23 protein-coding genes are annotated in these 22,046 nt (G+C 67.3%); 10 read left to right on the top strand and 13 right to left on the bottom strand.

Annotation, left to right across the window (positions count from 1 at the left end):
• Window positions 1-2 precede the first annotated feature (2 nt).
• On the bottom strand, window positions 3-1,079 hold the full coding sequence (locus tag AC1DIP_RS11010) for a lactonase family protein (RefSeq protein ID WP_477733749.1): 1,077 nt from the start codon (window positions 1,077-1,079) through the stop codon (window positions 3-5).
• 241 nt (window positions 1,080-1,320) lie between these two features.
• Between AC1DIP_RS11010 and AC1DIP_RS11015 the strand changes: the two genes are divergently transcribed.
• Window positions 1,321-2,139, top strand: coding sequence for a putative protein N(5)-glutamine methyltransferase (locus AC1DIP_RS11015; RefSeq protein ID WP_477733784.1), 819 nt, complete (start codon window positions 1,321-1,323; stop codon window positions 2,137-2,139).
• 170 nt (window positions 2,140-2,309) lie between these two features.
• Here the strand turns inward: AC1DIP_RS11015 and AC1DIP_RS11020 are convergent, their stop codons facing one another.
• From AC1DIP_RS11020 to AC1DIP_RS11065, 10 genes are all read right to left on the bottom strand, one after another.
• Entirely contained in the window at window positions 2,310-2,711 is a 402-nt protein-coding gene (locus AC1DIP_RS11020; protein ID WP_477733750.1) for a YtxH domain-containing protein, read from the bottom strand.
• 126 nt (window positions 2,712-2,837) lie between these two features.
• Window positions 2,838-3,104 carry a GlsB/YeaQ/YmgE family stress response membrane protein gene (locus AC1DIP_RS11025; protein WP_141158447.1) on the bottom strand — a complete coding sequence of 89 codons (267 nt, stop codon included), beginning with the start codon at window positions 3,102-3,104 and terminating at the stop codon, window positions 2,838-2,840.
• Between the two features lie 132 nt (window positions 3,105-3,236).
• Window positions 3,237-4,070, bottom strand: a complete 834-nt coding sequence (locus AC1DIP_RS11030; protein WP_477733751.1) for an aldo/keto reductase — start codon at window positions 4,068-4,070, stop codon at window positions 3,237-3,239.
• A gap of 82 nt (window positions 4,071-4,152) precedes the next feature.
• Window positions 4,153-5,709: a long-chain-fatty-acid--CoA ligase gene (locus tag AC1DIP_RS11035; protein ID WP_477733752.1), complete on the bottom strand. Its 1,557-nt coding sequence runs from the start codon at window positions 5,707-5,709 to the stop codon at window positions 4,153-4,155.
• Between the two features lie 40 nt (window positions 5,710-5,749).
• The gene (locus AC1DIP_RS11040; protein ID WP_477733753.1) at window positions 5,750-6,946 is read right to left on the bottom strand and encodes an acetyl-CoA C-acetyltransferase; all 1,197 of its coding nucleotides are present in this window, start codon (window positions 6,944-6,946) and stop codon (window positions 5,750-5,752) included.
• 49 nt (window positions 6,947-6,995) lie between these two features.
• Window positions 6,996-8,252 (bottom strand): acyl-CoA dehydrogenase family protein, encoded by a 1,257-nt coding sequence (locus AC1DIP_RS11045; RefSeq protein ID WP_477733754.1) that lies wholly within the window; start codon window positions 8,250-8,252, stop codon window positions 6,996-6,998.
• Window positions 8,253-8,390: 138 nt separating this feature from the next.
• Complete coding sequence (locus AC1DIP_RS11050) at window positions 8,391-9,119, bottom strand: TetR/AcrR family transcriptional regulator (protein ID WP_477733755.1); 729 nt, start codon at window positions 9,117-9,119, stop codon at window positions 8,391-8,393.
• 86 nt (window positions 9,120-9,205) lie between these two features.
• Window positions 9,206-10,228: an NAD-dependent epimerase/dehydratase family protein gene (locus AC1DIP_RS11055; protein WP_477733756.1), complete on the bottom strand. Its 1,023-nt coding sequence runs from the start codon at window positions 10,226-10,228 to the stop codon at window positions 9,206-9,208.
• The gene (locus AC1DIP_RS11060) at window positions 10,222-11,193 is read right to left on the bottom strand and encodes an aldo/keto reductase (RefSeq protein ID WP_477733757.1); all 972 of its coding nucleotides are present in this window, start codon (window positions 11,191-11,193) and stop codon (window positions 10,222-10,224) included. The genes AC1DIP_RS11055 and AC1DIP_RS11060 overlap by 7 nt, the downstream gene beginning before the upstream one ends.
• Window positions 11,194-11,297: 104 nt before the next feature.
• Complete coding sequence (locus AC1DIP_RS11065; protein ID WP_477733758.1) at window positions 11,298-12,119, bottom strand: aldo/keto reductase; 822 nt, start codon at window positions 12,117-12,119, stop codon at window positions 11,298-11,300.
• Window positions 12,120-12,335: 216 nt separating this feature from the next.
• Between AC1DIP_RS11065 and AC1DIP_RS11070 the strand changes: the two genes are divergently transcribed.
• Window positions 12,336-13,235, top strand: a complete 900-nt coding sequence (locus AC1DIP_RS11070; protein ID WP_476208784.1) for an MmyB family transcriptional regulator — start codon at window positions 12,336-12,338, stop codon at window positions 13,233-13,235.
• A gap of 160 nt (window positions 13,236-13,395) precedes the next feature.
• Entirely contained in the window at window positions 13,396-13,602 is a 207-nt protein-coding gene (locus AC1DIP_RS11075) for a hypothetical protein (RefSeq protein WP_056331347.1), read from the top strand.
• Between the two features lie 71 nt (window positions 13,603-13,673).
• Here AC1DIP_RS11075 and AC1DIP_RS11080 read toward each other — a convergent pair whose 3' ends face one another.
• Window positions 13,674-13,886 (bottom strand): dodecin, encoded by a 213-nt coding sequence (locus AC1DIP_RS11080; RefSeq protein ID WP_141158437.1) that lies wholly within the window; start codon window positions 13,884-13,886, stop codon window positions 13,674-13,676.
• A 112-nt stretch (window positions 13,887-13,998) separates the two neighbouring features.
• A complete protein-coding gene (locus tag AC1DIP_RS11085) occupies window positions 13,999-14,703 on the bottom strand; it encodes an FCD domain-containing protein (protein WP_476208787.1) in 705 nt (234 codons plus the stop codon).
• Window positions 14,704-14,877: 174 nt separating this feature from the next.
• Between AC1DIP_RS11085 and AC1DIP_RS11090 the strand changes: the two genes are divergently transcribed.
• The 7 genes from AC1DIP_RS11090 (at window position 14,878) to AC1DIP_RS11120 (ending at window position 22,025) form a co-directional block, all read left to right on the top strand.
• Window positions 14,878-16,386 (top strand): four-carbon acid sugar kinase family protein, encoded by a 1,509-nt coding sequence (locus tag AC1DIP_RS11090; protein ID WP_477733759.1) that lies wholly within the window; start codon window positions 14,878-14,880, stop codon window positions 16,384-16,386.
• Between the two features lie 63 nt (window positions 16,387-16,449).
• Window positions 16,450-17,349 carry an NAD(P)-dependent oxidoreductase gene (locus AC1DIP_RS11095; protein WP_477733760.1) on the top strand — a complete coding sequence of 300 codons (900 nt, stop codon included), beginning with the start codon at window positions 16,450-16,452 and terminating at the stop codon, window positions 17,347-17,349.
• A gap of 168 nt (window positions 17,350-17,517) precedes the next feature.
• Entirely contained in the window at window positions 17,518-18,984 is a 1,467-nt protein-coding gene (locus AC1DIP_RS11100) for a GntP family transporter (RefSeq protein ID WP_477733761.1), read from the top strand.
• Window positions 18,984-19,835, top strand: coding sequence for a class II fructose-bisphosphate aldolase (locus tag AC1DIP_RS11105; protein WP_477733762.1), 852 nt, complete (start codon window positions 18,984-18,986; stop codon window positions 19,833-19,835). The genes AC1DIP_RS11100 and AC1DIP_RS11105 overlap by 1 nt, the downstream gene beginning before the upstream one ends.
• 35 nt (window positions 19,836-19,870) lie before the next feature.
• A complete protein-coding gene (locus AC1DIP_RS11110) occupies window positions 19,871-20,275 on the top strand; it encodes a DUF1304 domain-containing protein (protein ID WP_477733763.1) in 405 nt (134 codons plus the stop codon).
• 85 nt (window positions 20,276-20,360) lie between these two features.
• Window positions 20,361-21,680 (top strand): acyltransferase family protein, encoded by a 1,320-nt coding sequence (locus tag AC1DIP_RS11115; RefSeq protein WP_477733764.1) that lies wholly within the window; start codon window positions 20,361-20,363, stop codon window positions 21,678-21,680.
• Window positions 21,681-21,695: 15 nt separating this feature from the next.
• Window positions 21,696-22,025: an N-acetyltransferase gene (locus AC1DIP_RS11120; protein WP_476208799.1), complete on the top strand. Its 330-nt coding sequence runs from the start codon at window positions 21,696-21,698 to the stop codon at window positions 22,023-22,025.
• Window positions 22,026-22,046: the final 21 nt, after the last annotated feature.

Here is a 22,046-nt window from a genome sequence, read left to right on the forward strand (position 1 = left end):
CGCTATCCCGCGGCTACCAGTGCGGTGGGTGACGCGGCGTTGACGTTGTGCATGATCGGTCCGGGGAGGCCGGTGATGGGATCCAGCTCAAACGTGGCGATGTTGTCCGACCGCTCGTGGGCCACGTGAAGCCAGTTTCCGCGGACCAGGTGGTGGCGCGGCCAGTCCCCGCCGCTGGCAAAGTCCCTGACGGGGATGAGTTCGGTGCCGTTCCCGGCGACTTCCAGGACACTGATGAGGTTCGAGCCTCGCACTCCGGCGTAGGCGAAGTTCCCCTGCGTGCCCAGGCAGATTTCGGCGGCGGAGTCGCCCTGCCGGCTTCCGCCTGCCGTCGCAGGCCCGCGGAATACCAGCTCGTAAATGCCGGCGTCGGGGCGGACCACGAAGACTTCCACGGAGTATTCCGAGACGATGAAGACGTTCCCGTTCGGGTGCTGCGCCAGGTGCCGCGGGCCGCTGCCACAGGGGAGGACGACCTCGTGGTCCGGCACCAGTCCGGTGCCTGCCTCGTAGGTCCAGATGCGGAGGGTGTCGTGGCCCAGGTCGGTGGTCATGATGCGTCCGTCCTGCAGCATCAGGCTGGCGTGGGCGCGGCTTTGCCGGGGGCTTCCGGGCGAGAGGGCGGCGTGGGGATCAACCGACGGCGCGGCGGGGAACCGCCGGGTCATGCCGCCGTCGGAATCCAGCTCGTAGAGGAGGACCTGCCCGTCGCCCCAGCATGCTGCAGTGACAAAGCGGCCGTGCGGGTCGACGGCAACATGGCAGGTGGCCTCGCCGGCCGGCTGCGGTTCCCCGCAGGCCTCCAAAGCGGCTTCGCCGTGCCGGCGGTAGGCCTGGACTTTCCTGCGCTGTTCGGTCGCCGCGTACACCACCGGCAGGGCTGGGTGTACAGCAATGAACGACGGCGATTGCGCCTCGATGGCCGTCCCCAACCATTCCAGGCTGCCGTCCTGGCGCTCGCGGGCCGCGCCGATGCCGTCGGCACGGCCGCCTCCGTCGGGGGTGTACGGGCCGATCCACAGAATGTTGCTGGCTGCATTGCTGCTGAAGGCCTTGTTGTTGGCTGCATCGGTGGTCATGGTCCAATCCTGCCAAGGCTTTGTCCCCTATTCCCGTACCCCGGGCCGCCGATTAGCATGGGTTTTTCGGCGCTGGCAGAAGGGAGAGGGTCGCGGCTATGGCTGGATTGATGGTGATTGGCGGGACCCGGCGCTCCCCGGAGACCTGGGCCTAGCCGGCGTGGAGGTGCCCGTGGGCTGCCCGGAGGGCGGTGTTCAGCATCCTGGCGGGCTACGGACTGTACACGGCCGGTCCGCGCCGCTGGGCTTCAACCAGGTCGTCTCCCGGCTGCGGTCTGCGGGCTGTGTCTTCGCCGAAGACGAGGCCCGGCTCCTCCTCGCAGAGGGCGCCGGCCCCGAGGAACTTTTACGCAGTGTCCAGCAGCGGGTGGGAGGCATCCCCCTGGAGCACATTCTGGGTTGGGCTGAGTTTGCCGGCGCCCGCGTTGTGGTTGAGCCCGGCGTTTTCGTCCCGCGACGGCGCACGGAGCTCCTGGTCAACGAGGCTCTGGACCTGCTGGCGGAGGGGGCCCTGGCCCTGCCGGCGGATGCCGCATTGCCGGCGCCTCCGGTGGTGGTGGATCTCTGCTGCGGATCCGGGGCCGTGGGCACGGCCATCCTTCGACGCGCCCCGCACGTGGAGCTGCATGCGGCGGATATCGCGCCTGCTGCCGTGGGATGCGCCCGGCGGAACCTGGAACCCTTGGGTGGCCACGTTCATGCGGGTGACCTGTTCGCGGCCCTCCCGCCCGCGCTGCGCGGCCGGGTCCGGGTGCTCGCCGTCAACGCTCCGTACGTCCCGACGCAGGCAATTCGCACGATGCCGGCGGAAGCCCGCCTGCACGAACCTGTTGCCTCGCTCGACGGCGGCCCTGATGGACTGGACTTCCATCGGCGGCTTGCCGCGGGATGTCTTCTCTGGCTGGCGCCCGGCGGTCATCTCCTGATCGAGACCAGCGATCGGCAGGCAGCCGGCACCGCCGGCATCCTGGCGGCAGCCGGATTCACTGTGCAGACAGTTCGTTCGGAAGAGCTGGACGGGACTGTGGTCGTCGGACGTTACGGGCCCCGAAACCCCTAAGCGAAAAACCCGGACTGTGGTTTAAGCACTGCCGGGGTTTAAGCACTGCCGGCCGCCGCGTCCCCCAAGGATCGCGACGGCCGGCAAGGCGATTCAGTTGTAGCACAAAGGCTGGTCATTCCCATGTCATGCGGCGTGACCCGCGTCATGAATGACCGGTGGAGCGTCAATCAGGACTTCGTGCCGGTCCCACCGGAGGTGCCAAGGTTGGTGGTCTCGGGGTGGGTGCTGTGGGCGGGGATATGGTCTCCGCCCAGGGCGCCGGGGGTGCCGGTGTCCGTGGAAGGTGCAGCAGAAGTGCCTGCTGCAGTGTGGCCCGCAGGACTGCCGCGGTGCATTGCAGAGCCGATCACGGTTCCTGCCCTGCGGGCGGCTTCCGTAAACTGGTCTGCCACGTCAGGAGCTTTTTCCTTGATGGTTTCCGTCGCTACGGAGACCTTGTCCTGTACCGGCTTGCTGTCCCAGATGCCGGCCGCACGGGCCTTCAGCTTGTCGTAGGCAGCACGCCCTGACCGAGATCCGAGGACGTAGCCCACGGCAACGCCTACACCCAAAAGAAGCTTGTTTTTCACGATGATCTCCTGCTCTGCGAGAAGGTTGTCAGTCCCGGCAGGGGGCGGTGACGCCGCTTGCCGGGGAAAATGAAAGCCGGCCTGGGGATGATGTCCCCAGGCCGGCTTCCTGGCGTGCCCGTGCCGTTAGCCGCGGGCGCTGCGCTTGGTGACCATGCCGTAAATGGCAAGGACGATCAGCGAGCCGACGATCGCCAGCAGCCACGTCTGGATCGAGAAGAACTCCTGCAGTCCACTGCCGAAGATCATCCCGCCCAGCCAGCCACCGAGGAAGGCGCCAACGACGCCGAGCACCATGGTGATGATCCAGCCGCCACCCTGGCGTCCCGGGAGGATCGCCTTAGCGATCGCACCGGCAATAAGTCCGAGAATCAGAAATGCAATAAATCCCATTTGAAGCTCTCTTCCTAGGTAAAGGAGGCCTCCAGGTACCGGAGGCACTTCATCCTTCTGGCTCAATAGTAATCATGCTTACTATCTTTTTGCCAACCCCGTTTTTGGAAACAAGTGCAGTTCAGGACGGCTTTAGTGTCCCGTCCGGTCCGAGTCGTTGCCTGTCCCGGGGCCCTCGTCCAGGGCCCCCAAATCCGCTAGATCCTGCGGGTCCAGGACGAAATCGAACACCTCCAGGTTATCCGCCATCCGGGTGGGGGAAGCCGTCTTGGGAATCGTTACCAATCCGTTTTGTACGTGCCACCTGAGGACCACCTGGCCGGGCGTTTTGCCATGCTTTTCTGCCAGCCGGGAGAGGACGGGAGCAGCCAGCAAACCTGCCCCAGAGCCGCCCAGCGGACTATAGGACTCTGTCACAATGCCATGCCGGTTATGGAATTCGCGCTCTGCCTGCCGGGTAATGGCGGGGCTTAGCTGGATCTGGTTCACGGCCGGCACCACGTCAGTCTCCGCCATCAGGCGTTCGAGGTGCGCCGGTTTGAAGTTGGACACCCCGATGGACCGGACTTTCCCATCAGACTGCAGGCGTTGGAAGGTCCGCCACGTGGAAACGTACTGGTCCCTGCCGGGCAGGGGCCAGTGGATCAGCAGCAGGTCCACGTAATCCAGGCCCAGTCGCGCCAGGGACCCTTCCAGGCCTGCTACGGCGCGGTCGTGGCCTTGGAATTCGCCGTCCAGCTTGGTGGTGATGAACAGCTCGCCGCGGTCCACGCCGCAGGCGCGGATGCCGTTCCCCACGCCGCGTTCGTTGCCGTACTTCACGGCGGTGTCGATGTGCCGGTACCCGGCTTCCACGGCCTGGACGACGGCGGCGGCCGCCTGTTCGTCGTCCAGCGGCCAGGTGCCAAGCCCCAGCTGCGGGATCCTGTTGCCGTCATTGAGGTCGATGAGCGGTGCAAGTGTCATGCGATCAGTCTGCCCTCTCCGGGTCGTCCCGGCGCCCAGTGCCCGCGATTCGGAACGGCCCGGAGGGTGCTGCCGCAGGAGCCTAGGCCGGTTCCTCCGCCAGTTTCCGCTTCAGGATCTTGCCGCTGGGGCCGAGCGGGAGTTCGGAAAGTATCCTGACCACGCGCGGGTACTTGTAGGCCGCGAGCTGGGCGCTGGCAAAGTCCACCAGCTCGGTCTCGGTGACTGTGGCTCCCGCGTCCAGGACGATGGCGGCCGCGATTTCCTGGCCGTGGACGTCGTGCGGGATGCCGTAGACGGCCGCGCTGACCACGGAGGGATGGGTCAGCAGGACTTCCTCCACTTCCCGCGGGTACACGTTGTAGCCGTTCCGGATGATCATGTCCTTCTTGCGGTCCACGATGGTGAGGTAGCCGTCGTCGTCCTTGGTGCCAAGGTCGCCGCTGCGGAACCAGCCGTCCACCACGGCCTCAGCGGTGGCCTCGGGCCGGTTGAGGTACCCCTTCATCAGCAGGTGGCCGCGGATCACCAGCTCGCCGAGTTCCCCGTTGGGCAGCAGTTCGATCCGTTCAGTCACCTCAGGGCGGGCGATTTCGATGTCGACGCCCCAAATGGGAATTCCGATGGTGCCCGGCCTCGGCTGCATGCCCACGTGGTTGAAGGCCGCCACCGGCGACGTTTCCGTCAGGCCGTACCCTTCGTGGATTTCCACGCCGAAAACGTCGCGGAAACGGTCCATCACGGCCAGCGGAAGCGACGCCCCGCCGGAGATGCCGTACCGCAGTGCGGTGGGCCGTTCCTGCACGGTCTTGGCAGCTTCCAGGAGTGCCACGTACATGGTGGGCACGCCAAGGAAGATGTTGACGTTGTGCCGGGCCAGCAGCTTCAGGGCGTCCGGGCCGTTGAACCGGGGCATCAGGATAATGGTGGCACCGGCACGCAGCCCCGTGTTGAGCACCACCGTCTGGCCGAAGGTGTGGAAGAGCGGCAGGCCGCCGAAGAGGGTGTCGCCCGGCCGGAAGTCCATCACGCTGGTCAGCAGGACGGACGTCTGCTCCACCAGGGCGAAGTGCGTCCCCAGCGCACCCTTCGGTTTGCCGGTGGTGCCGGACGTGTACAGGATGGTGGCCGTGTCCGATGGCCGGCAGGGTTCGTACGTCCGGATCGGCTCCGCGGCGTCCGCCTCCGCTTCCAGCCGTGGGAACCCGCCGTCGTCGGGCGCCATGACCGTCAGCACATCGACCCCCCTTGCTGAAGCACCGGCAGCGCCCTCCGTAAGCAGGGGAGCGGCGCAGATGAGCAGCCGGGCGCCGCTGTCCTGCAGGACGTACTCGATTTCGCGGGCCTTGAGCAGGGCATGGATCGGGACGACGATGGCGCCGAGCGAGAGGATGGCGTAGTACACCCGCGCGAAGTCCGGCACGTTGGGAATCAGGACGGCGACGGCGTCTCCCGGACCAACGCCGCGGGCGCGCAGCGCACCGGCATAGGCGCGGGTCTGCCGCCAAAGGTCGCCGTAGCTGACCTGGTCTTCACCGACGACGAGGGCGATGCTGTCGGGAGTCCTCGTGGCTGATTCGGCGAGGATCGCTGCGACGGAGATGGTGGCGAAGCCGTCGGCGGAGTTGGTGTTGGTCATGGCCTGCTTCTTCGGTGGGAGGGTCACGCTGGTGGGTTGGTTACGCTGTGAGGATGAGGGCGTCGCCCTGGCCGCCGCCCCCGCAGAGGGCCACGACGCCGGTGCCTCCGCCGCGGCGTTTCAGCGCCAGCGCCTGATGCAGCACCAGGCGCGCGCCCGAGGCGCCCACGGGGTGGCCCAGGGCGATGGCGCCGCCTTCGGCGTTGACAGTTTCGGTGTCGATGCCCAGATCGTTGGCGGACTGGATGAGGACCGAGGCGAAGGCCTCGTTGATTTCCACCAGGTCCAGGTCCTGCGCCGTCAGCCCCTGGTCCTTGAGCGCGCGTTCGATGGCCCGGGCCGGCTGGGAGTGGAGGGATCCGTCGGGGCCCGCGGTCTGGCCGTGCGCGCCGATCTCGGCGATCCACTCCAGGCCTGCCGCTTCGGCGGCTGCCTTGCTGGCAATGACCAGGGCCGCGGCGCCGTCGGAAAGGGGCGATGACGACCCGGCCGTGATGGTGGCAGTCTCAGCCTTGGAGAATGCCGGGCGGAGCTGGGCCAGGGATTCCGCTGTGGTGTCCGGTCGGATGCCCTCGTCGTGTTCAAGCGTCACGGCGGGTCCCTTGCGCTGCGGTATGTCGATGGGTGCGATCTCCTCCGCCGTCATCCCGGCCGCACGGGCGGCTTCGGCACGCTGGTGGGACCGGGCCGCGACAGCGTCCTGCTCTTCGCGCGTGATGCCCCGTTCGGCGTTGCCGGAATCGGTGGCCTCACCCATGAGCTTCCCGCTCACCGGGTCCTGCAGTCCGTCGTGGTTCAAAGAGTCCAGCATGGGGGCGTCGCCGATGACGACGCCGGCGCGCAGCCCGGGGACCAGGTGCGGTGCGTTGGTCATCGATTCCTGGCCTGCGGCCACGATGAAGTCGGCTTCCCCCGTGCGGATCATCCGGGCGGCGTCGATGACGGCGGTGAGCCCGGACAGGCAGAGCTTGTTGATGGTGATGGTGGGGACGTCCCAGCCGATTCCGGCGGCCAGGCTGGCCTGGCGTGCGGGGCCCTGGCCGGCTCCGGCCTGGATCACCTGGCCGACAATGACGGCACCGATCTGCTCCGGTGCCACGCCCGTGCGTTCCAGCGCGGCACGGATGGCGTGGGCGCCCAGTTCGCTGGCGGAAAAGGGCATGAGGCCGCCGCGGAACCTGCCGAAGGGGGTGCGGGCGCCGCCCAGGATGACGGGGATGTTGGCGTTCTGGTTCAAGAACAGTCCTTTCAAAGGGATGGCGGGTGGCGGAGCCGGGTGGCAGGGCTTAGGCGAAGGCGGAGGTGCCGGTGATGCCGCGGCCGATGATGAGGGCCTGCATGGTTTCAGTGCCTTCGTAGGTGTGGATGGCTTCGACGTCGGCAAGGTGCCGGGCGACCCGGTTTTCCAGCAGGATGCCGTTGCCGCCCAGCAGGTCACGGGCGTTGCTGGCGATGCCGCGCGCGGTCCGGGTGCACGTGTACTTCACCAGCGAGGCCTGCTCGGGCGTGAGGGTTCCGGCTTCATCGAGCCGGGTCATCTGCACCACCATCAGCTGCATGGTGGCCAGTTCACTGAGCATCCGGGCCAGCCGTTCCTGGACGATCTGGGAGGCGGCCAGCGGCCGGCCAAACTGCTTGCGCTGCTTGGCGTACTGGACGGCCGTTTCGTAGCAGGCCGTGGCGTGGCCGACGGCGGACCAGGCCACGCCCAGGCGGGTCGCCAGCAGCACCCGGGCTGTGTCCTTGAACGTCCGTGAGCCCGGCAGGACGTATTCTTCCGGAACGAAGACGTCCTCAAGGCGGATGTGGGCCTGCCAGATGGCGCGGAGGGCAAGTTTGCCTTCGATTTTCCTGGCGGTGTAGCCGGGGGAGTCCTGTGGAACCAGGTAGCCGTGGACCTGGCCGTCGTCGCCCCGGGCCCAGACAACGCTGACGCCACCTACGGAGCCGTTGCCGATCCATTTCTTTTCGCCGTTGAGCAGGAAGCCGCCCTCCGTGCGGGTGGCCGTGGTTTCCAGGGCCACCGAGTCGGAACCATGGGTTGGTTCCGTGAGGGCGAACGCCGCGTATTCCGTGCCGTTGGCGATCGCAGGAAGCCAGCGCTCCTTTTGCGCCGTGGATCCACACTCGGCAACCGACCGAAGTGCCAGGCCGCCCTGGACCGCAATCATCGTGGCCACTGAACCGTCGCCCCGGCTGATTTCCATGTTCACCAGGCCGGCGGCCATGCTGCTCATGGGCGCGAAGCCCTCCACGGTGATGCCATCGCGGAGCAGGTCCAGTTCGCCCAGGCGGCGGAGGAGGTGCAGCGGGTACTCGCCGCGTTCCCAGTAGCCGTCAATGACAGGGAGGACTTCATCCTGGACGAAGCGGCGGGCACGGTCCCAGTACACGCGGTCCTCGTCGCTGACGCCGGCCAGGATGGACGCCGGGTCCGTCCCGAGGGCCTCGGTCAGGACATATTCCGGCTCAACTGTTCCGGAGGGGAAGCCGGCAGGGTCTCCGGTGCGGGTGGGCGCGAGGCTGGGCGACGGGGTCGTCATGTATCTGCATCCTTTGGATCAGCGGCGGCGAGGGGGCCGGTGCTGTGTGGCGTGCACCACACGGTTCAAGGATGCAATGAAACGCGGTTCCACGTCAAGAAACTGAGTTCCAAGTTTGGTGGGCGCGGGCCACGGGGGTTAGGGGAGTGCGTCCCGGACTGCCTGGGCGACGGCCTCTTTGTCGGCGTGGCCGGGAAGGACGGTGACGACGACGGTCGGCGCGGGCTGGGCGGTGACTGCGAGGCTGCCGAGGAATGCAGGCCGGAAGGTTTCCGCCAGGGCCTGGAGCTCGGTGGCCAGGGCCGTGGCCCTGTCCCGGTCTCCCGCAGCAGTGTCCCCGGCACCGGGTGCGGCCCGCAGCCACTCCCGGAGGAAGGCGTTGTGCACGGCCACCACCGCGGCGGCGAAGGCAACGGCCTTGTATTCGCGCAGGCCGTTGCGGGGCAGCTTGTCATTCAGGTAGTGCAGGAAGGCCCGCTCGTACCGGTGCGAGGTCACGAGCTCCCGGTCCCGGAGGGCCGGAACGGCCTGCAAAAGCCCATACCGGGCGCGGGAGGTTTCCGGGTTCCGCAGGTGGTGGTCGAAGACCAGCAGCGCTGCGTCCGCCACAGCGGCCAGCGGCTCGAGCCTGGATTCAGCGAGCCGGTCATTGACCTGGTGCAGGATCCGCTCGTGGTCGGCGAAGACAACGTCCTCCTTGGATCCGAACCTGCGGAAGAAGGTGCTGCGGCTCATGCCCGAGGCTTCCGCGAGCTCCTCGACGGAGGTTGCATCGAAACCCTGCTCCGCCAGGAGGCTGATGGCTGCCGCGACGGGCCCATCGAAAGGGTGCCCCTCGACGGGGCGGCTGGAAGGGGGCGAAGTCATGCGCCGAAATGTAGCACAGCAACTCCCGGTGCCTTCTTGTCGCGGCGGGGCGGCAGGAAGGCACCAGGAGTGTCATTCGGCCCGCTTCAGGCGCCCTGCCGTGCCCAGCCGGTGAGCTTGCCGGAAAGCTGCATGTAGGCCTCGTTGACCTGCTGCAGCTCCGGGTGGCTGTCGTACCACTCAACGATCTCCCGTGCACCGTCGGCGAACGGGATGGTGGCCGTGTAGTCCGGGACCAGGGACTTGATCTTGGCATTGTCGAAGACCACCGAATGGGACCGGTCGCCCAGGAGGTTGGAACCCAGTTCGGAGTCGTGGGCGGCGATGGTTTCGGACGCCACGTGGACCAGTTCGGGTTCCTTGACGCCGGCTGCCCGGGCGAAGAGCCGGTAGATCTGGTTCCAGGGCAGGTATTCGTCGGAGGTGATGGTGTAGCTTTCGCCGACTGCCTGCGGCCGGCCGAGCAGGCCCACGAACGCCTTGGCGAAGTCCCTGCTGTGGGTCAGCGTCCACAGGGACGTACCATCGCCGTGGACCATGACCGGCAGCCCGGCGCGCATGCGGTGGATGTCAGTCCAGCCGCCCACCATGGCGATCTTGGTGCGGTCGTAGGTGTGCGATGGACGCACCACCGTCAGTGGAAAGTCGTCCTCCCGGTAGGCCTTGAACAGCAGCTCCTCGCACGCGATCTTGTCCCGGGAGTATTGCCAGAAAGGGTTCTTCAACGGCGTGGACTCGCGGATGGGCAGCCTGGTGGGCGGCTTCTGGTACGCGGAGGCCGAACTGATGTACACGTACTGCCCGGTCCGCTCCCGGAACAACTCCATGCTTGCTTGGGCCTGGTCCGGAGTGTAGGAGATGAAGTCCGCCACGGCGTCGAATTCCCTCCCGCCCAGCACCTCCCGCACGGCCGCTGCGTCACGGACGTCGGCGTGCAGCACTTCGGTGCCGTCGGGGACGGGCCTGCCGGACTGCCCCCGGTTCAGGATGGTCAGCCGGTGGCCCAGCGCGGCGGCGCGTTCTGCCGCCGCCGCGCTGATGACCCCGGTGCCGCCAATGAAGAGGATGCTCCTCGGCGCCACCGTCTCCGTTGCGGTTGGGCTCACCACGCGTAGTCTTCCGGTGCCGTGCGGTGTCCGGGGAAGATGTCGTCCAGCCGCTTGAGGGCGTCGTCGTCAAGGGTGACATCCAGTGCGCGGATGGCGGCGTCCAGCTGTTCCTGCGTGCGCGGGCCCACGATCGGCGCCGTCACCGCGGGTTGGTGCAGGAGCCAGGCCAGGGCCACGTCGCCGGGTTGGTGGCCCAGTTCGTCGGCGAAGTCCTCGTACCGGCGGATCTGGTCCTCATGCTTCTTCAGCGTTTCGGCGGCGCGTCCTTCGGTGCGGCGGACGCCCTGGCGTTCCTTCTTCAGCACCCCGCCCAGCAGCCCGCCCTGCAGCGGCGACCAGGGAATGAGGCCCAGCCCGTACTGCTGTGCGGCCGGGATGACTTCCAGTTCCACCTGGCGCATGAACAGGTTGTAGATGGACTGCTCGCTGACCAGGCCGGTGTAGTTCCTTCTGCGTGCTGCTTCCTGCGCCTGGGCGATGTGCCAGCCGGCGAAGTTGCTGCTGCCTGAGTACAGGATCTTGCCCTGCTGCACCGCGACTTCGATGGCCTGCCAGATCTCGTCCCACGGGGTGTCGCGGTCGACGTGGTGGAACTGGTAGACGTCGATGTAGTCCGTCTGCAGGCGCTTGAGGCTGGCGTCCAGCGCACGGCGGATGTTCAAGGCCGAGAGCTTGGACTCGTTGGGCCGGTCCGTCATGGTGCCGTAGAGCTTGGTGGCCAGGACGGTGTGCTCCCGGCGCTCGCCGCCCTTCGCAAACCACCGCCCGATGATTTCTTCGGTCCAGCCGCGGTGGTCGGCTCCGCCGTAGACGTTGGCGGTGTCGAAGAAGTTGATGCCGGCTTCATGGGCCGAGTCCATGATGCTGTGGGCGTCCGCTTCCTCTGTCTGCGGTCCGAAGTTCATGGTGCCCAGGCAGAGGCGGGAGACTTTCAGGCCGGAGCGGCCGAGATGCGTGTACTGCATGGAAAATCCTTTCAGGAGGCCTGCGTGGTTGGCCGTGGCTGCCGGTGGTTGGGCTGCCCGGCCGGTGGTTGACCTTTGCTGCCGGTGGTTGAGCCTGTCGAAACCTACATCTGGGTGAAGGCGGCGACGGCGGGGTCGGAGCCAATGCGCGCACCGGACTCCAGCGCGGTGATGGCGGCCAGTTCGTCGCCGGACATCGCCAGGGACGAGGCCGCGAAGTTTTCCCTGATCCGGCCAGGGTTCGCGGACTTCGGGATGACGATGGTTCCGTTGGCCAGGTGCCAGGCGAGCACCACCTGGGCGGTGGTGGCATCGTGGGCGGCGGCGATCGAGGTGACGGCGTTCCCATTGAGGTCCCCGCCCTGCCCCAGGGGGCTGTACGCCTCGACGGCGATTCCCAGGTTGCGGCACTTGGCGGCCAGGTCTGCCTGCTGGTAGCTGGGGTGCAGTTCGATCTGGTTGACGGCCGGCACGGTTTCCGTGGACTCCAGCAGGGTGTCCAGGTGGTCGGAAAGGAAGTTGGAGACGCCGATGGCGCGGATTTCCTTGTTCTCGTAAAGCCGTTCCATCTCCTTCCACGCCTGAACGAAGAGGCCCTGCGACGGAACCGGCCAGTGGATGAGGTAAAGGTCGATGAAGTCCAGGCCCAGCGCCTTGCGGCTGTTCTGGAATGCCTCCTGCGCCCTGCCCTGCTCGCCGTTGCGCAGCTTGGTGGTGACGAAGATGTCCTCGCGTGCGATGCCGCTGGCGGCGAGGGCTGCCCCGACTCCGGCCTCGTTCCGGTAGGCGGCCGCGGTGTCGATGTGGCGGTAGCCCGCTTCCAGGGCGTCTTCCACGGTCCGCTGGGTGTCTTCCGGCGGGACCTGGAAAACACCGAAGCCAAGCTGGGGGATGGTGACGCCGTTGTTGAGTGTCAGCTCTGACATGGGAGTGCTCCTTCTGGAAGGTGGTGCTGGAAGATGCGTGCTGGAGTTTGCTGCCGGCTGCCCCGCAGAAGAGAAAGCGGTTTCCATCGGCTCACTCCTGAGCCTATGCACTTCGGTCCATCAAGTCAGCAGGCAAGGCTGTTCCTGTTTTTCCTAGGACTGCCAGTCCTACCTTCGTGGTGGAGCAGGCCGTCCCGCACGGGCACAATGGTCTGCATGGGTCAAAGCGCCGAGTTCGGAAAATTCCTCAAAGCCATGCGGTCCCGGTTGAGCCCGGATGTTGCCGGGACGGGACCCAGCACGGGGGCACGCAGGGTTCCCGGCCTGCGGCGCGAGGAAGTGGCGCGGCTCGCCGGTGTGAGCACCGACTACTACGTCCGGCTGGAGCAGGGCCGTAACATCCACCCGTCCCGCACCGTCCTGGACGCCGTGGCCCGGGCCCTCCGGCTGGACAGCAGCGAGCACGCGCACATGCTGGACCTCCTGGAGAACTGCGCAGGAGCTCCCCGCGAGCCCGGCGCCAACGCCGCCCAGGGTGTCCGCCCGGCGCTGCGCCAGCTCCTGGACGCGGTGGGGGAGGTGCCCGCCATGGTGCTGGGCCGCCGAAACGATGTCCTGGCCGGCAACAGGATGGCCTTCCTCCTGTTCACCGATTTCCCTTCGTTGCCCCCCGCGGAGCGCAACCTGACCCGTTGGACCATCCTGGACCCCGCGGCGCGGGAGCTGTTCAGGGACTGGAAGACGGTTGCCGCCGAAGCGGCGGGATCCCTGAGGCTGGACGTGGGCCGGCACCCCAATGATCCCCAGGCCAGCCATCTGGTGGGCGAGCTGGCGGTCCACAGCGAACACTTCCGCCAATGGTGGGCGGGGCACCGGGTGGCCACGCGGGCCGCCGGTACCGTCCGGTTGCATCATCCGTCCGTGGGGGACCTGGAACTGAACTTTGAAAACCTGGTCCTGCCGGAGGATCCCGACCAGACGCTGAGGGTGTATTCCGCCCGCCCGGGGTCGCCGTCGTCGGACGCCCTGGCGCTGCTGGGAAGCCTCGGGGCCGTGCCGGACGTGGACCCGGAACGCGACGCCGCTGCCCCAACCCAGGCCGAAGCCGCAGGCTGACCGGTCCGCCCGGCGGGACCCGGGTGTGAGCAACTGTACATTCGTCCAGCGAAGTCGGGTGATTCTGGCCAGCCGCCCATTGGGCTGTGGACGGGCGTTTCCTAGGGTGGGAGTACATGCTTACCCGCGCCCATTTTCAACACCCAGGATGGTCTCAACGATGAAACGCATCGCCCTGCTGAAGGAACGCCAGGCATCCGCCGGCGCCGCGTCCACCGCTACCGGTTCGCACTGCCCGGCTTCGGGTCTGTGGAGCCCGGACCTGGACCCGCACACCGTCCTGTCCTTCTTTGAAGGCCATGTCTTCCCGGCGTTCGACGGCGTACCCACCGTGTGGCGGCGGCGCAGCCCGGGCACCGCAAACTAGGAGCCGCCTTAAACACGACCGACCCGCAGCCGGCGCTGGAAACGCGCCGGCTGCGGGTCAGTTTGCTTGGCCTAGTGTTCTTCCAGCCGGAAACCGATCTTGATGGTCACCTGCCAGTCCGCGATCTTTCCGTCTTCAAGGTGTCCGCGGACCTCCTTGACCTCGAACCAGTCGAGGTTGCGCAGGGTCTTGGAAGCCTGGGCAATTCCGTTGCGGACGGCGTCGTCCACTCCCTGGGTGGAGGTGCCGACAATTTCAGAAATGCTGTACGTGTGGTTGGACAACTTCGCTCCTCGTGATCATCGTTGCTCCCGGTTGCGGGCCGTCCTTGAAGCCTAGTGGGCCTGCGGGAGCGTTGAACAGGGTTCCACGGCAACGGGAACGGCGGACGCAGGCCTACTTGGCGTCCAGGACTAGCTGCTTCAGGTCATCGAGCGTCTGCTGCATGTGCGCATCCATGGCCTGGCGTGAGCGGGCGGCGTCGCGGGACTCCAGTGCTTCGGCGATGTTCTGGTGGTGGCCAATTGCGTGCTCCTGGATTGCCGGGACGGCGGAGGTCTCGGCCCTGCGCTTTTCCAGTACGCGGTGCAGCGGCTCGAAGAGGACAGAGACGAACACATTGCCGGAGGCGCGCAGGATGACGTCGTGGAAGGCGAGGTCTGCTTCCACGAAGGCTGCGACGTCGTTGATGCTGTGCGCGGCTTTCATCGCCGAAATGTAGTTGAAGAGGGAAGTGATGTCCTCCTCGACAATCCGTCCGGCCGCCAATTCGCAGGCACCCGTTTCGAGCATCCTGCGCAGCTCGATGAGCTGGATGGAGGCATCGGCGTCGTTCTTGCCCTCGGACGCGGCCCGGAGCACGGCTTCCAGCGAGGCCCAGCGGCTCAAGGGATTGACGAAGGTTCCCCTGCCGCGCTCCACGCTGAGGATGCGCTGGGCCTGCAGTGTCTTCATCGCCTCGCGCACGGTCATGCGGCTTACTTCGTGGCGCGCGCTCAGCTCATGCTCGCCGGGAACGACCGAGCCGGGCGGAAACTCGCCTTCGATGATGCGGTCCAGCAGCTCATCGGCCACCACGCCCACCAGCGACTTTCTTGCCATGTTCCCCCCCGATCACTCTTTCCGGCCGACGCCTGGCGGATATGTCAGACAAGTGTACTTGCGCGTCCGTATGCCGTGTGCCACACTAATTTTCGAATGCAAGATGTCTGACATCTTACAGTTACCCTTACATCAGGATCCGCGAGCCCGGATCGCTACACAACGGAGTGCACTGTGACGCATGAAGCAGACGTTCTGGCCGCCTATCCGGCAGACCTCGAGATTCCCGCCGAGCTGGTTGCTGCCACGCTGGCCGCTTCCAACGCCGACGTTCCCCGCGTCCTGGTAGTCCTCGACGACGACCCCACCGGCACGCAGTCCGTGGCGGACCTGCCGGTGCTCACCCGCTGGGAAGTGGAAGACTTCACCTGGGCCTTCGGACAGGGCAAACCCGCCGTATACGTCCTGACCAACACCCGCAGCCTGGACCCGGCAGAAGCCGCAGCCCGCAATGAGGAAGTGGTCCGCAACGCCCTGGCAGCGGCAGGATCGACGGAGCCCGCCGGATCCAGTCTTCGGCTGGGCTTCGTCAGCCGGAGCGATTCCACCCTTCGCGGCCACTTCCCCCTGGAGCCGGACGTCATCGCAGCCACCGTTGCGGACGTCAGCGGCGAAAAGACCGACGGCGTCGTCCTGGTCCCTGCCTTCCCCGACGCCGGCCGGCTCACCATTGGCGGCGTCCATTACATGCGCGGCACCGGTGACGCGACGGGAACCCTGGTCCCCGTCTCCGAGACCGAGTTCGCCAAGGACGCCTCCTTCGGTTTCAGCACGTCCGTCATGGCCGACTACATCGCAGAGAAGTCACAGGGCCGGTTCCCGGCAGATTCAGTGATCGTCCTGGACCTGGACATCATCCGTGCAGGTGCCTCCGCGCAGGACCCGGCCATCTCCGCCAAGGCGATCGCCGATGCCATCGAGCCGGCCACCGATTCCACCCCCATCGTTGCGGACATCGTCACCGAAAACGACTTCCGCGCGCTGGCCCTGGGCCTGGAAGAAGCCGAGCGCCGCGGCAAGAAGCTCCTGTACCGCGTTGGCCCGCCGTTCGTCCGCGGCCGCATCGGCCAGGAAGTACGCACCGCACTCACCGCCGAAGAGGCCTACGCGGGCAACACCCCGTCCGAAGCCGGCGGCCTGATCGTGGTGGGCTCGCACGTTGGCGTCACCACCCGCCAGCTCAACGTCCTCACCGCGGAACATGGCTCCGCGCGCATCATTGAGATCGACGTCGAGAAGCTCCTCGGTGCCGAGCCGGACGCCAAAGCCCACCTGGACCAGACCGTGGACGCCGTCGTCGAGGCCCTCCACGCCGGGGACGTCATCGTCCACACCAGCCGCCTGCTCATCAAGACCGACGACCCCGCCGAAAGCCTGCGGATCGCGCGGACCGTCTCCGCCGCCGTCGTGGACGTGGTCAACCGGACCCTGAAGACTTTCCCGCCCCGTTTCGTCATCGCCAAGGGCGGCATCACCTCCTCCGACGTGGCAGCCCACGGCCTGGAAATCCGCCACGCGATCGTCCGCGGCCCCATGCTGCCCGGCATCGTCTCCCTCTGGGAACCGGTGGACGGCCCCGCCAAGGGCATTCCGTACATCGTCTTCGCCGGGAACGTGGGCGACGACGACTCCCTGGCCCAAGTCACCCGCAAGCTCAGCAACACATCCCCACTCGCCCCCTAACCTCGCAAGCTCGGCCAGGGAACCCGGCGAGCGTGGCCCCTATTCAATTCAACGGAGAACACCATGACCAGCAACTACACCGTCACCGTCCTGGGCCTTGGCGCCATGGGCCTGCCCATGGCCACCCGCCTGGCTTCCCAGCTGACCGTCCACGGCTTCGACATCGCCGAGCCCCGCCTGGAGCTGGCCCGGGAAGCCGGGATCGCCACCTTCACCACGGCCCGCGAAGCGGCCAAGGGTGCCGACGCCGTCCTCCTGGCCGTCCGCAACGGCGAACAGCTCAACGACGTCCTCTTCGGCGAGAACGGCGTGGCCTCCGTCCTGGAGCCCGGCGCCGTGGTCATCCTTGGCAGCACCGTGGGCACCGACGCCATCCCCGCCACCGTGGCCAAGCTGGCCGAATACGGCGTGGACCTGGTGGACGCCCCGCTGTCCGGCGGCCCCAAGCGCGCCGGCGAAGGCGACCTGTTGATCGTCGTCGGCGCTTCCCCCGAGGCCCGCGAAAAGGCCGCCCCCGCCCTGGACCTGCTCGCCTCCACCCTCACCGTGGTGGGCGACAACCCCGGCGACGGCCAGGCACTGAAGACTGTCAACCAGCTCCTGTGCGGCGTCCACATCGCCGCCGCCGCCGAGGCCCTCGCCCTGGCCGACGCCCTGGGGCTGGACCAGGCCAAGACCCTCGCCGCCCTGGAAGCAGGCGCCGCCGGTTCCTTCATGCTCTCCAACCGCGGCCCGCGCATCCTCGAGGCCTACAACGAGGAAGGCGCCGAGGTCCTGTCCCGCCTCGACATCTTCGTCAAGGACATGGGCATCGTGGGCAAGGCCACCCGCGCCGCCGGCCTGGCAGCCCCCGTTGCCGCCGCCGCCGAACAGCTCTACCTGCTGGGGCAGGCCCAGGGCCTCGCCGCCGCCGATGACTCCGCCGTCATCAAGGTGGTCGCCCCGGCCAAGCGCATCCAATAAGCCACCCTCCTGCCCTTGCGGCACAAAGGTGCGACGACGGCGGTCCCCCCTCCGCCGTCGTCGTACCTCCCAGCGCTGCCGGCGCAGTCCCGCAGCGTTAATCCCCACCCCACCATTCCCTGATGCCCCCCTGCCCCGGGACCGGCACGTCCAAGGAGACATCCCCCTGTGAACCACCTAATGAACCCGCTGCTGCAGCGGGCGGCCGATGCCCCGGCCATTAAGCCCGCCGTTGAGCTGGGCACCCCGGTACTGCTCACCATCGCAGCGGTGGGCATCGCCATCCTGCTGGTGATGATCATCCGCTTCAAGATCCAGGCCTTCGTGGCCCTGCTGACGGTCAGCATCCTGGTGGCCGTCGCCGCCACCATTCCGCTGCAGGACATCTTCACCGTGGTCTCCAGCGGTGTGGGCAGCACCATGGGCAAGGTCGCCATCCTGATCGCGCTCGGCGCCGTGCTGGGCCGCATGATCGAGGTGTCCGGCGGCGTCCAGTCCCTCGCGGACCACTTCACCCGCAAGCTCGGCGCGCGCCGTGTGGCCGTGGCGCTGACCGCTGTCGGCTTCCTGGTTGCCATTCCCGTCTTTTTCGAGGTGGGCATCATCGTGCTGGTGCCCATCGTGTACGCGTTCGCCAAGATCGCCAAGGTGCACCCGGTCAAGTTCGGACTGCCCATGGCCGGCATTATGCTCTCCATCCACGTGGCTGTTCCGCCGCACCCGGGAATCGTTGCCGGCGCAGGCGTCCTCGGGGCCGACATCGGACTGATCGCCCTGATCTCGCTCCTGATCTGCGTGCCGCTGGGCTTCCTGTCCTACCGGGTGGCTTCCATCATGAACCGCAAGGACTACGAATTGCTGCCCGCGGTGAAGACCCAGGTTGAAGAGTTCGGTTCCAAGTCACTGGTCAAGGTGGGCCACGACGGTCCCGGTGCCGCCGCCATCGCACCCCCGCGCCCGGGCCTGATCATCTTCCTGATCGCAGCACCCATCGTGCAGATCCTCCTCGGCACTGTCGGCACGCTCATCATCCCCAAGTCCGATCCCCTGTACGGCCTCGCGTCCTTCATCGGCAACCCCTTCCTGGCCCTGCTGGTGGCCGTGGCGCTGTCCTTCTTCCTGCTGGCGGTCCGCCGCGGCTGGTCCTTCAAGGAAACCGGCGAGATCTTCGAGGGCTCCCTCCCGCCCATCGCCTCCATCCTGATGGTGGTGGCCGCCGGCGGCGTGTTCGGCAACGTGCTGCAGGTGTCGGGCATCGGCGGCGCTCTCTCCAAGACGCTGGACACCCTCGGCGTGCCGCTGCTGCTCCTGGGCTTCATCATCTCGCTGGCCCTTCGCGCCGCCCAGGGTTCAGCCACCGTGGCCATCGTGACCACCACCGGCCTGCTGTCCGCCGCGGTCAGTGGTGGCGGCTACAGCCCTGCCCAGATCGCCGTGATCGTCATCGCCATCGGCTTCGGTGCCCTTGGCCTGTCCCACGTGACGGACGCCGGCTTCTGGGTGGTGGTCCGGTACTACGGCCTCACCGTTTCGGACGGACTCAAGACCTGGACCGTCCTGACCACCATCCTGGGCCTTGCCGGCTTCGCGCTGACCTTCGTAGCCTGGATCCTGGTGGGAGGCCTGGGCGCCTGATGCATACCCGACTGGACCACCTGGTCACCTCCGCCCTCCAGCAGGGCTCCGCCGTCCCGGCCTTCACCTGCTACGACTTCACCACCGCGCTGGCAGTGGTGGCCGCCGCCGAGGAAGCCGGCCGGGGAGTGATCCTGCTGGTGGCCCCCAAGACCGCCGCCACCCCCAACGGGCTCCGACTCGTTGCTGCCCTCCGTGGACTGGCGGACGCCGCCGCGGTGCCGGTCGCCGTGCAGCTTGACCACGCTGCAGACCTTAAGGTCATGGCCGACGCCGTCGCGGCTGGGGCGGATTCCGTCCTCGCCGACGGTTCGTCCCTCCCTTACGAGGACAACATCGCGCTGGTCCGGGCGGCCCGGGCCCTGCTGGGTGCCGACGTGGTGCTCGAGGCGGAGCTGGGCGGCCTGGCAGGGGACGAGGACCGTGCTTTCGAGGCCGGCCAGTCCGGCGTCGATGTGGCGGGCCTGACCGACTCCGCGCAGGTGGAGGACTTCGTGTCCCGCACCGGCGCGGAACTGCTGGCCGTCGCCATGGGCAACGTCCACGGCAAGTACAAGGGTGAGCCCAGGCTGCGCTGGGACGTGCTGCAGGACATCGCGGCGCGGATCCACATCCCGCTGGTACTCCACGGTGCCTCCGGCATCCCGGCCGAGGAACTGGTCAAAGCCGCGGCCATGAACGTGGGCAAGGTCAACTTCAACACCGAACTGCGCACCGGCGTGCTGGCCACCCTCCAGGACCAGCTTCCCGCCCACCGCGCCGACGGTGAAAACCTGCAGGGCCTGCTGGCGCTGTGGAACCAATCGGCGAAGGGGTTTGCCGGTACCACGCTGGCCACGCTGGCGCGGTAGGACCGTCCCGTGAAGGGGGAGGCTAGGATCGAGCAATGATCCTGGCCTCCCTTCTTTTTGCCTTCCTCGCCGCCGCGCTGCACGTCTTCATCTTCACCATGGAGTCCCTCACCTGGACCCGGCCCGCCACCTGGAAGCGGTTCGGTGTCGCCTCCCAGCCGGACGCCGAAACCACCAAATCCCTGGCGTACAACCAGGGCTTCTACAACCTGTTCCTGGCCATAGGCGCATTTATCGGCATGGGCCTTGTGGCTTTCGGCGGTGCCGGATCGGCGCAGGCCGTGGCAGGCTGGACCCTCATTTTCAGCTGCTGCGGCTCCATGCTGCTGGCGGCCGCCGTCCTGGCCCTCACCGGACGCAAATACCTCCGCGCGGCCGCAACCCAGGGCACCACGCCGCTGCTCGCCGTCATCCTCGGACTGCTGGCAGTGCTGCAATAGCAGCAGAAGGGACGGAAGTCCTCAAACCGGGCAGGCAACGGGGGCACAATAGAGCCGTGGGCAGCGTCGAATCGTTGTAGGTCCCATGCACAGCACCGTAGGGCGGGGGACAGGAACCGGGGCGGACACGGCGGGCCGTGATCCGGCCATCGACCTTGTCCGTTTCATCTGCCTGGCGCTGGTGGTGGTGGGCCACACCATGATGGTCAGCCCGGTCCTGCACCCCGACGGGACGGTCACCACCCAGAACACCCTGGCCGAGCAGCGCTGGTTCGAGCCCATCATCTGGATCTTCATGGTGATGCCGCTGTTCTTCGTCACCGGCGGCGTGACCGGGCTGCAGTCCTGGCGCCGGCTGAAGGCAAGCGGCGGCACCGCGGCCCAGTTCATCCGCGCCCGGCTCCTGCGCCTGCTCCGCCCGGCCACCCCGCTGCTGGCAACCATGGTGGCGGGGTTGTCCCTGGCGGCCGCCCTGGGCGTTGACCGCCAGGTGGTCCAGCTGATGGCGGCAGGGGCGGCCATGCCCCTGTGGTTCCTGGCCGCCTACCTTGCGGCGCAGCTGAATATTCCGGTGCTGGCTGCACTGCACGCCCGCGCCCCTTGGCTGTCCTTCTGCCTGCTGGCCGGGCTGGTGGTGGCGGTGGACTGCCTGCGCGGCGTCCTGCCGGACCTTGCCAATGCCAACCTGGTGTTCGTCTGGTGCGCGGTACAGCAGTTGGGATTCCTGGCCGCCGACGGCTACTTCTCCCGCATTTCCCGGTCCGGTCTGCTGGGCCTGGCTGTGGCGGCCCACCTGCTGCTGGGACTCGTGACCGGGCTGGGGCTGTACCGCGGAAACATGCTGGTGAACCTCAATCCGCCCAACCTGACCCTGGTGATCCTGGCGGTTCCGCAATTGGCCGCGATGGAACTGGCACGTCCGGTCCTGGTGCCGCTGGCGGAGGTGCGCTGGATCGGGCGGCTGCTGGTGCTGGCCGGCAGCAGGTCCCTGACGGTGTACTTCTGGCACCTGCCATTGCTGGTGGGCATGTCCGGGCTCCTGCTCCTCGCACCGGTCCCCATGCCGGAATCCGGCAGCGCCGAATGGTGGTGGTCGCGGCCCCTGGTGGTGCTGGCGCTGGTCATCCTGCTCCTGCCGGTGGCCGCAGCGTTCGGCCGCCTGGAGGATCGGACGACACCGCCTTCCACCCTCCGCTGCCGGCCCGCCATGGCTGGGGCCGCCGTCGTAGTGGCCTTCATTCCCGTGGCCGACGCCGCACTCAGCGGACTGTCGCTGGGACTGCTGGCAGCCGGAACGGTGTGTTTCTCGGCGGCCCTCCTGTTGCTGCGCGGTTCACCGCTGGGCCGACGGCAGCCCTTCCGGCGCCGCCATGGCCGAAGGACCATTGCCAGCGGACTGAAGTAGTGCCAGTGTCGAACCATGACCGAGAACACCACGTCCGCGGAGGACAAGTTCACCGCCAATGTCTCGCTGAGGCGCAACGACGAGCAGCATTGGTACGAGCTCCTGGTGGACGGACGGCTCGCGGTGCAGGCCTTCTTCCACGACCTTCCCGGGCACATCGACTTCACCCACACCGAAACCGGCCGGGATTTTGAGGGACAGGGGCTGGGAAAGGTCCTGGCTCACTTCGCCTTGGACGACGTGGTGGCCACGGGCAAGCGGATCATCCCGCATTGCCCGTTCATTTCCAGCTACCTCCGCAAACACGAAGGCTACGAGCAGTTCGTCGATTGGCCGGAAGGATGATCCCGGGCCGCCGGCATTAGT

The sequence above is a fragment of the Pseudarthrobacter sp. 05T312 genome, from assembly GCF_056396685.1.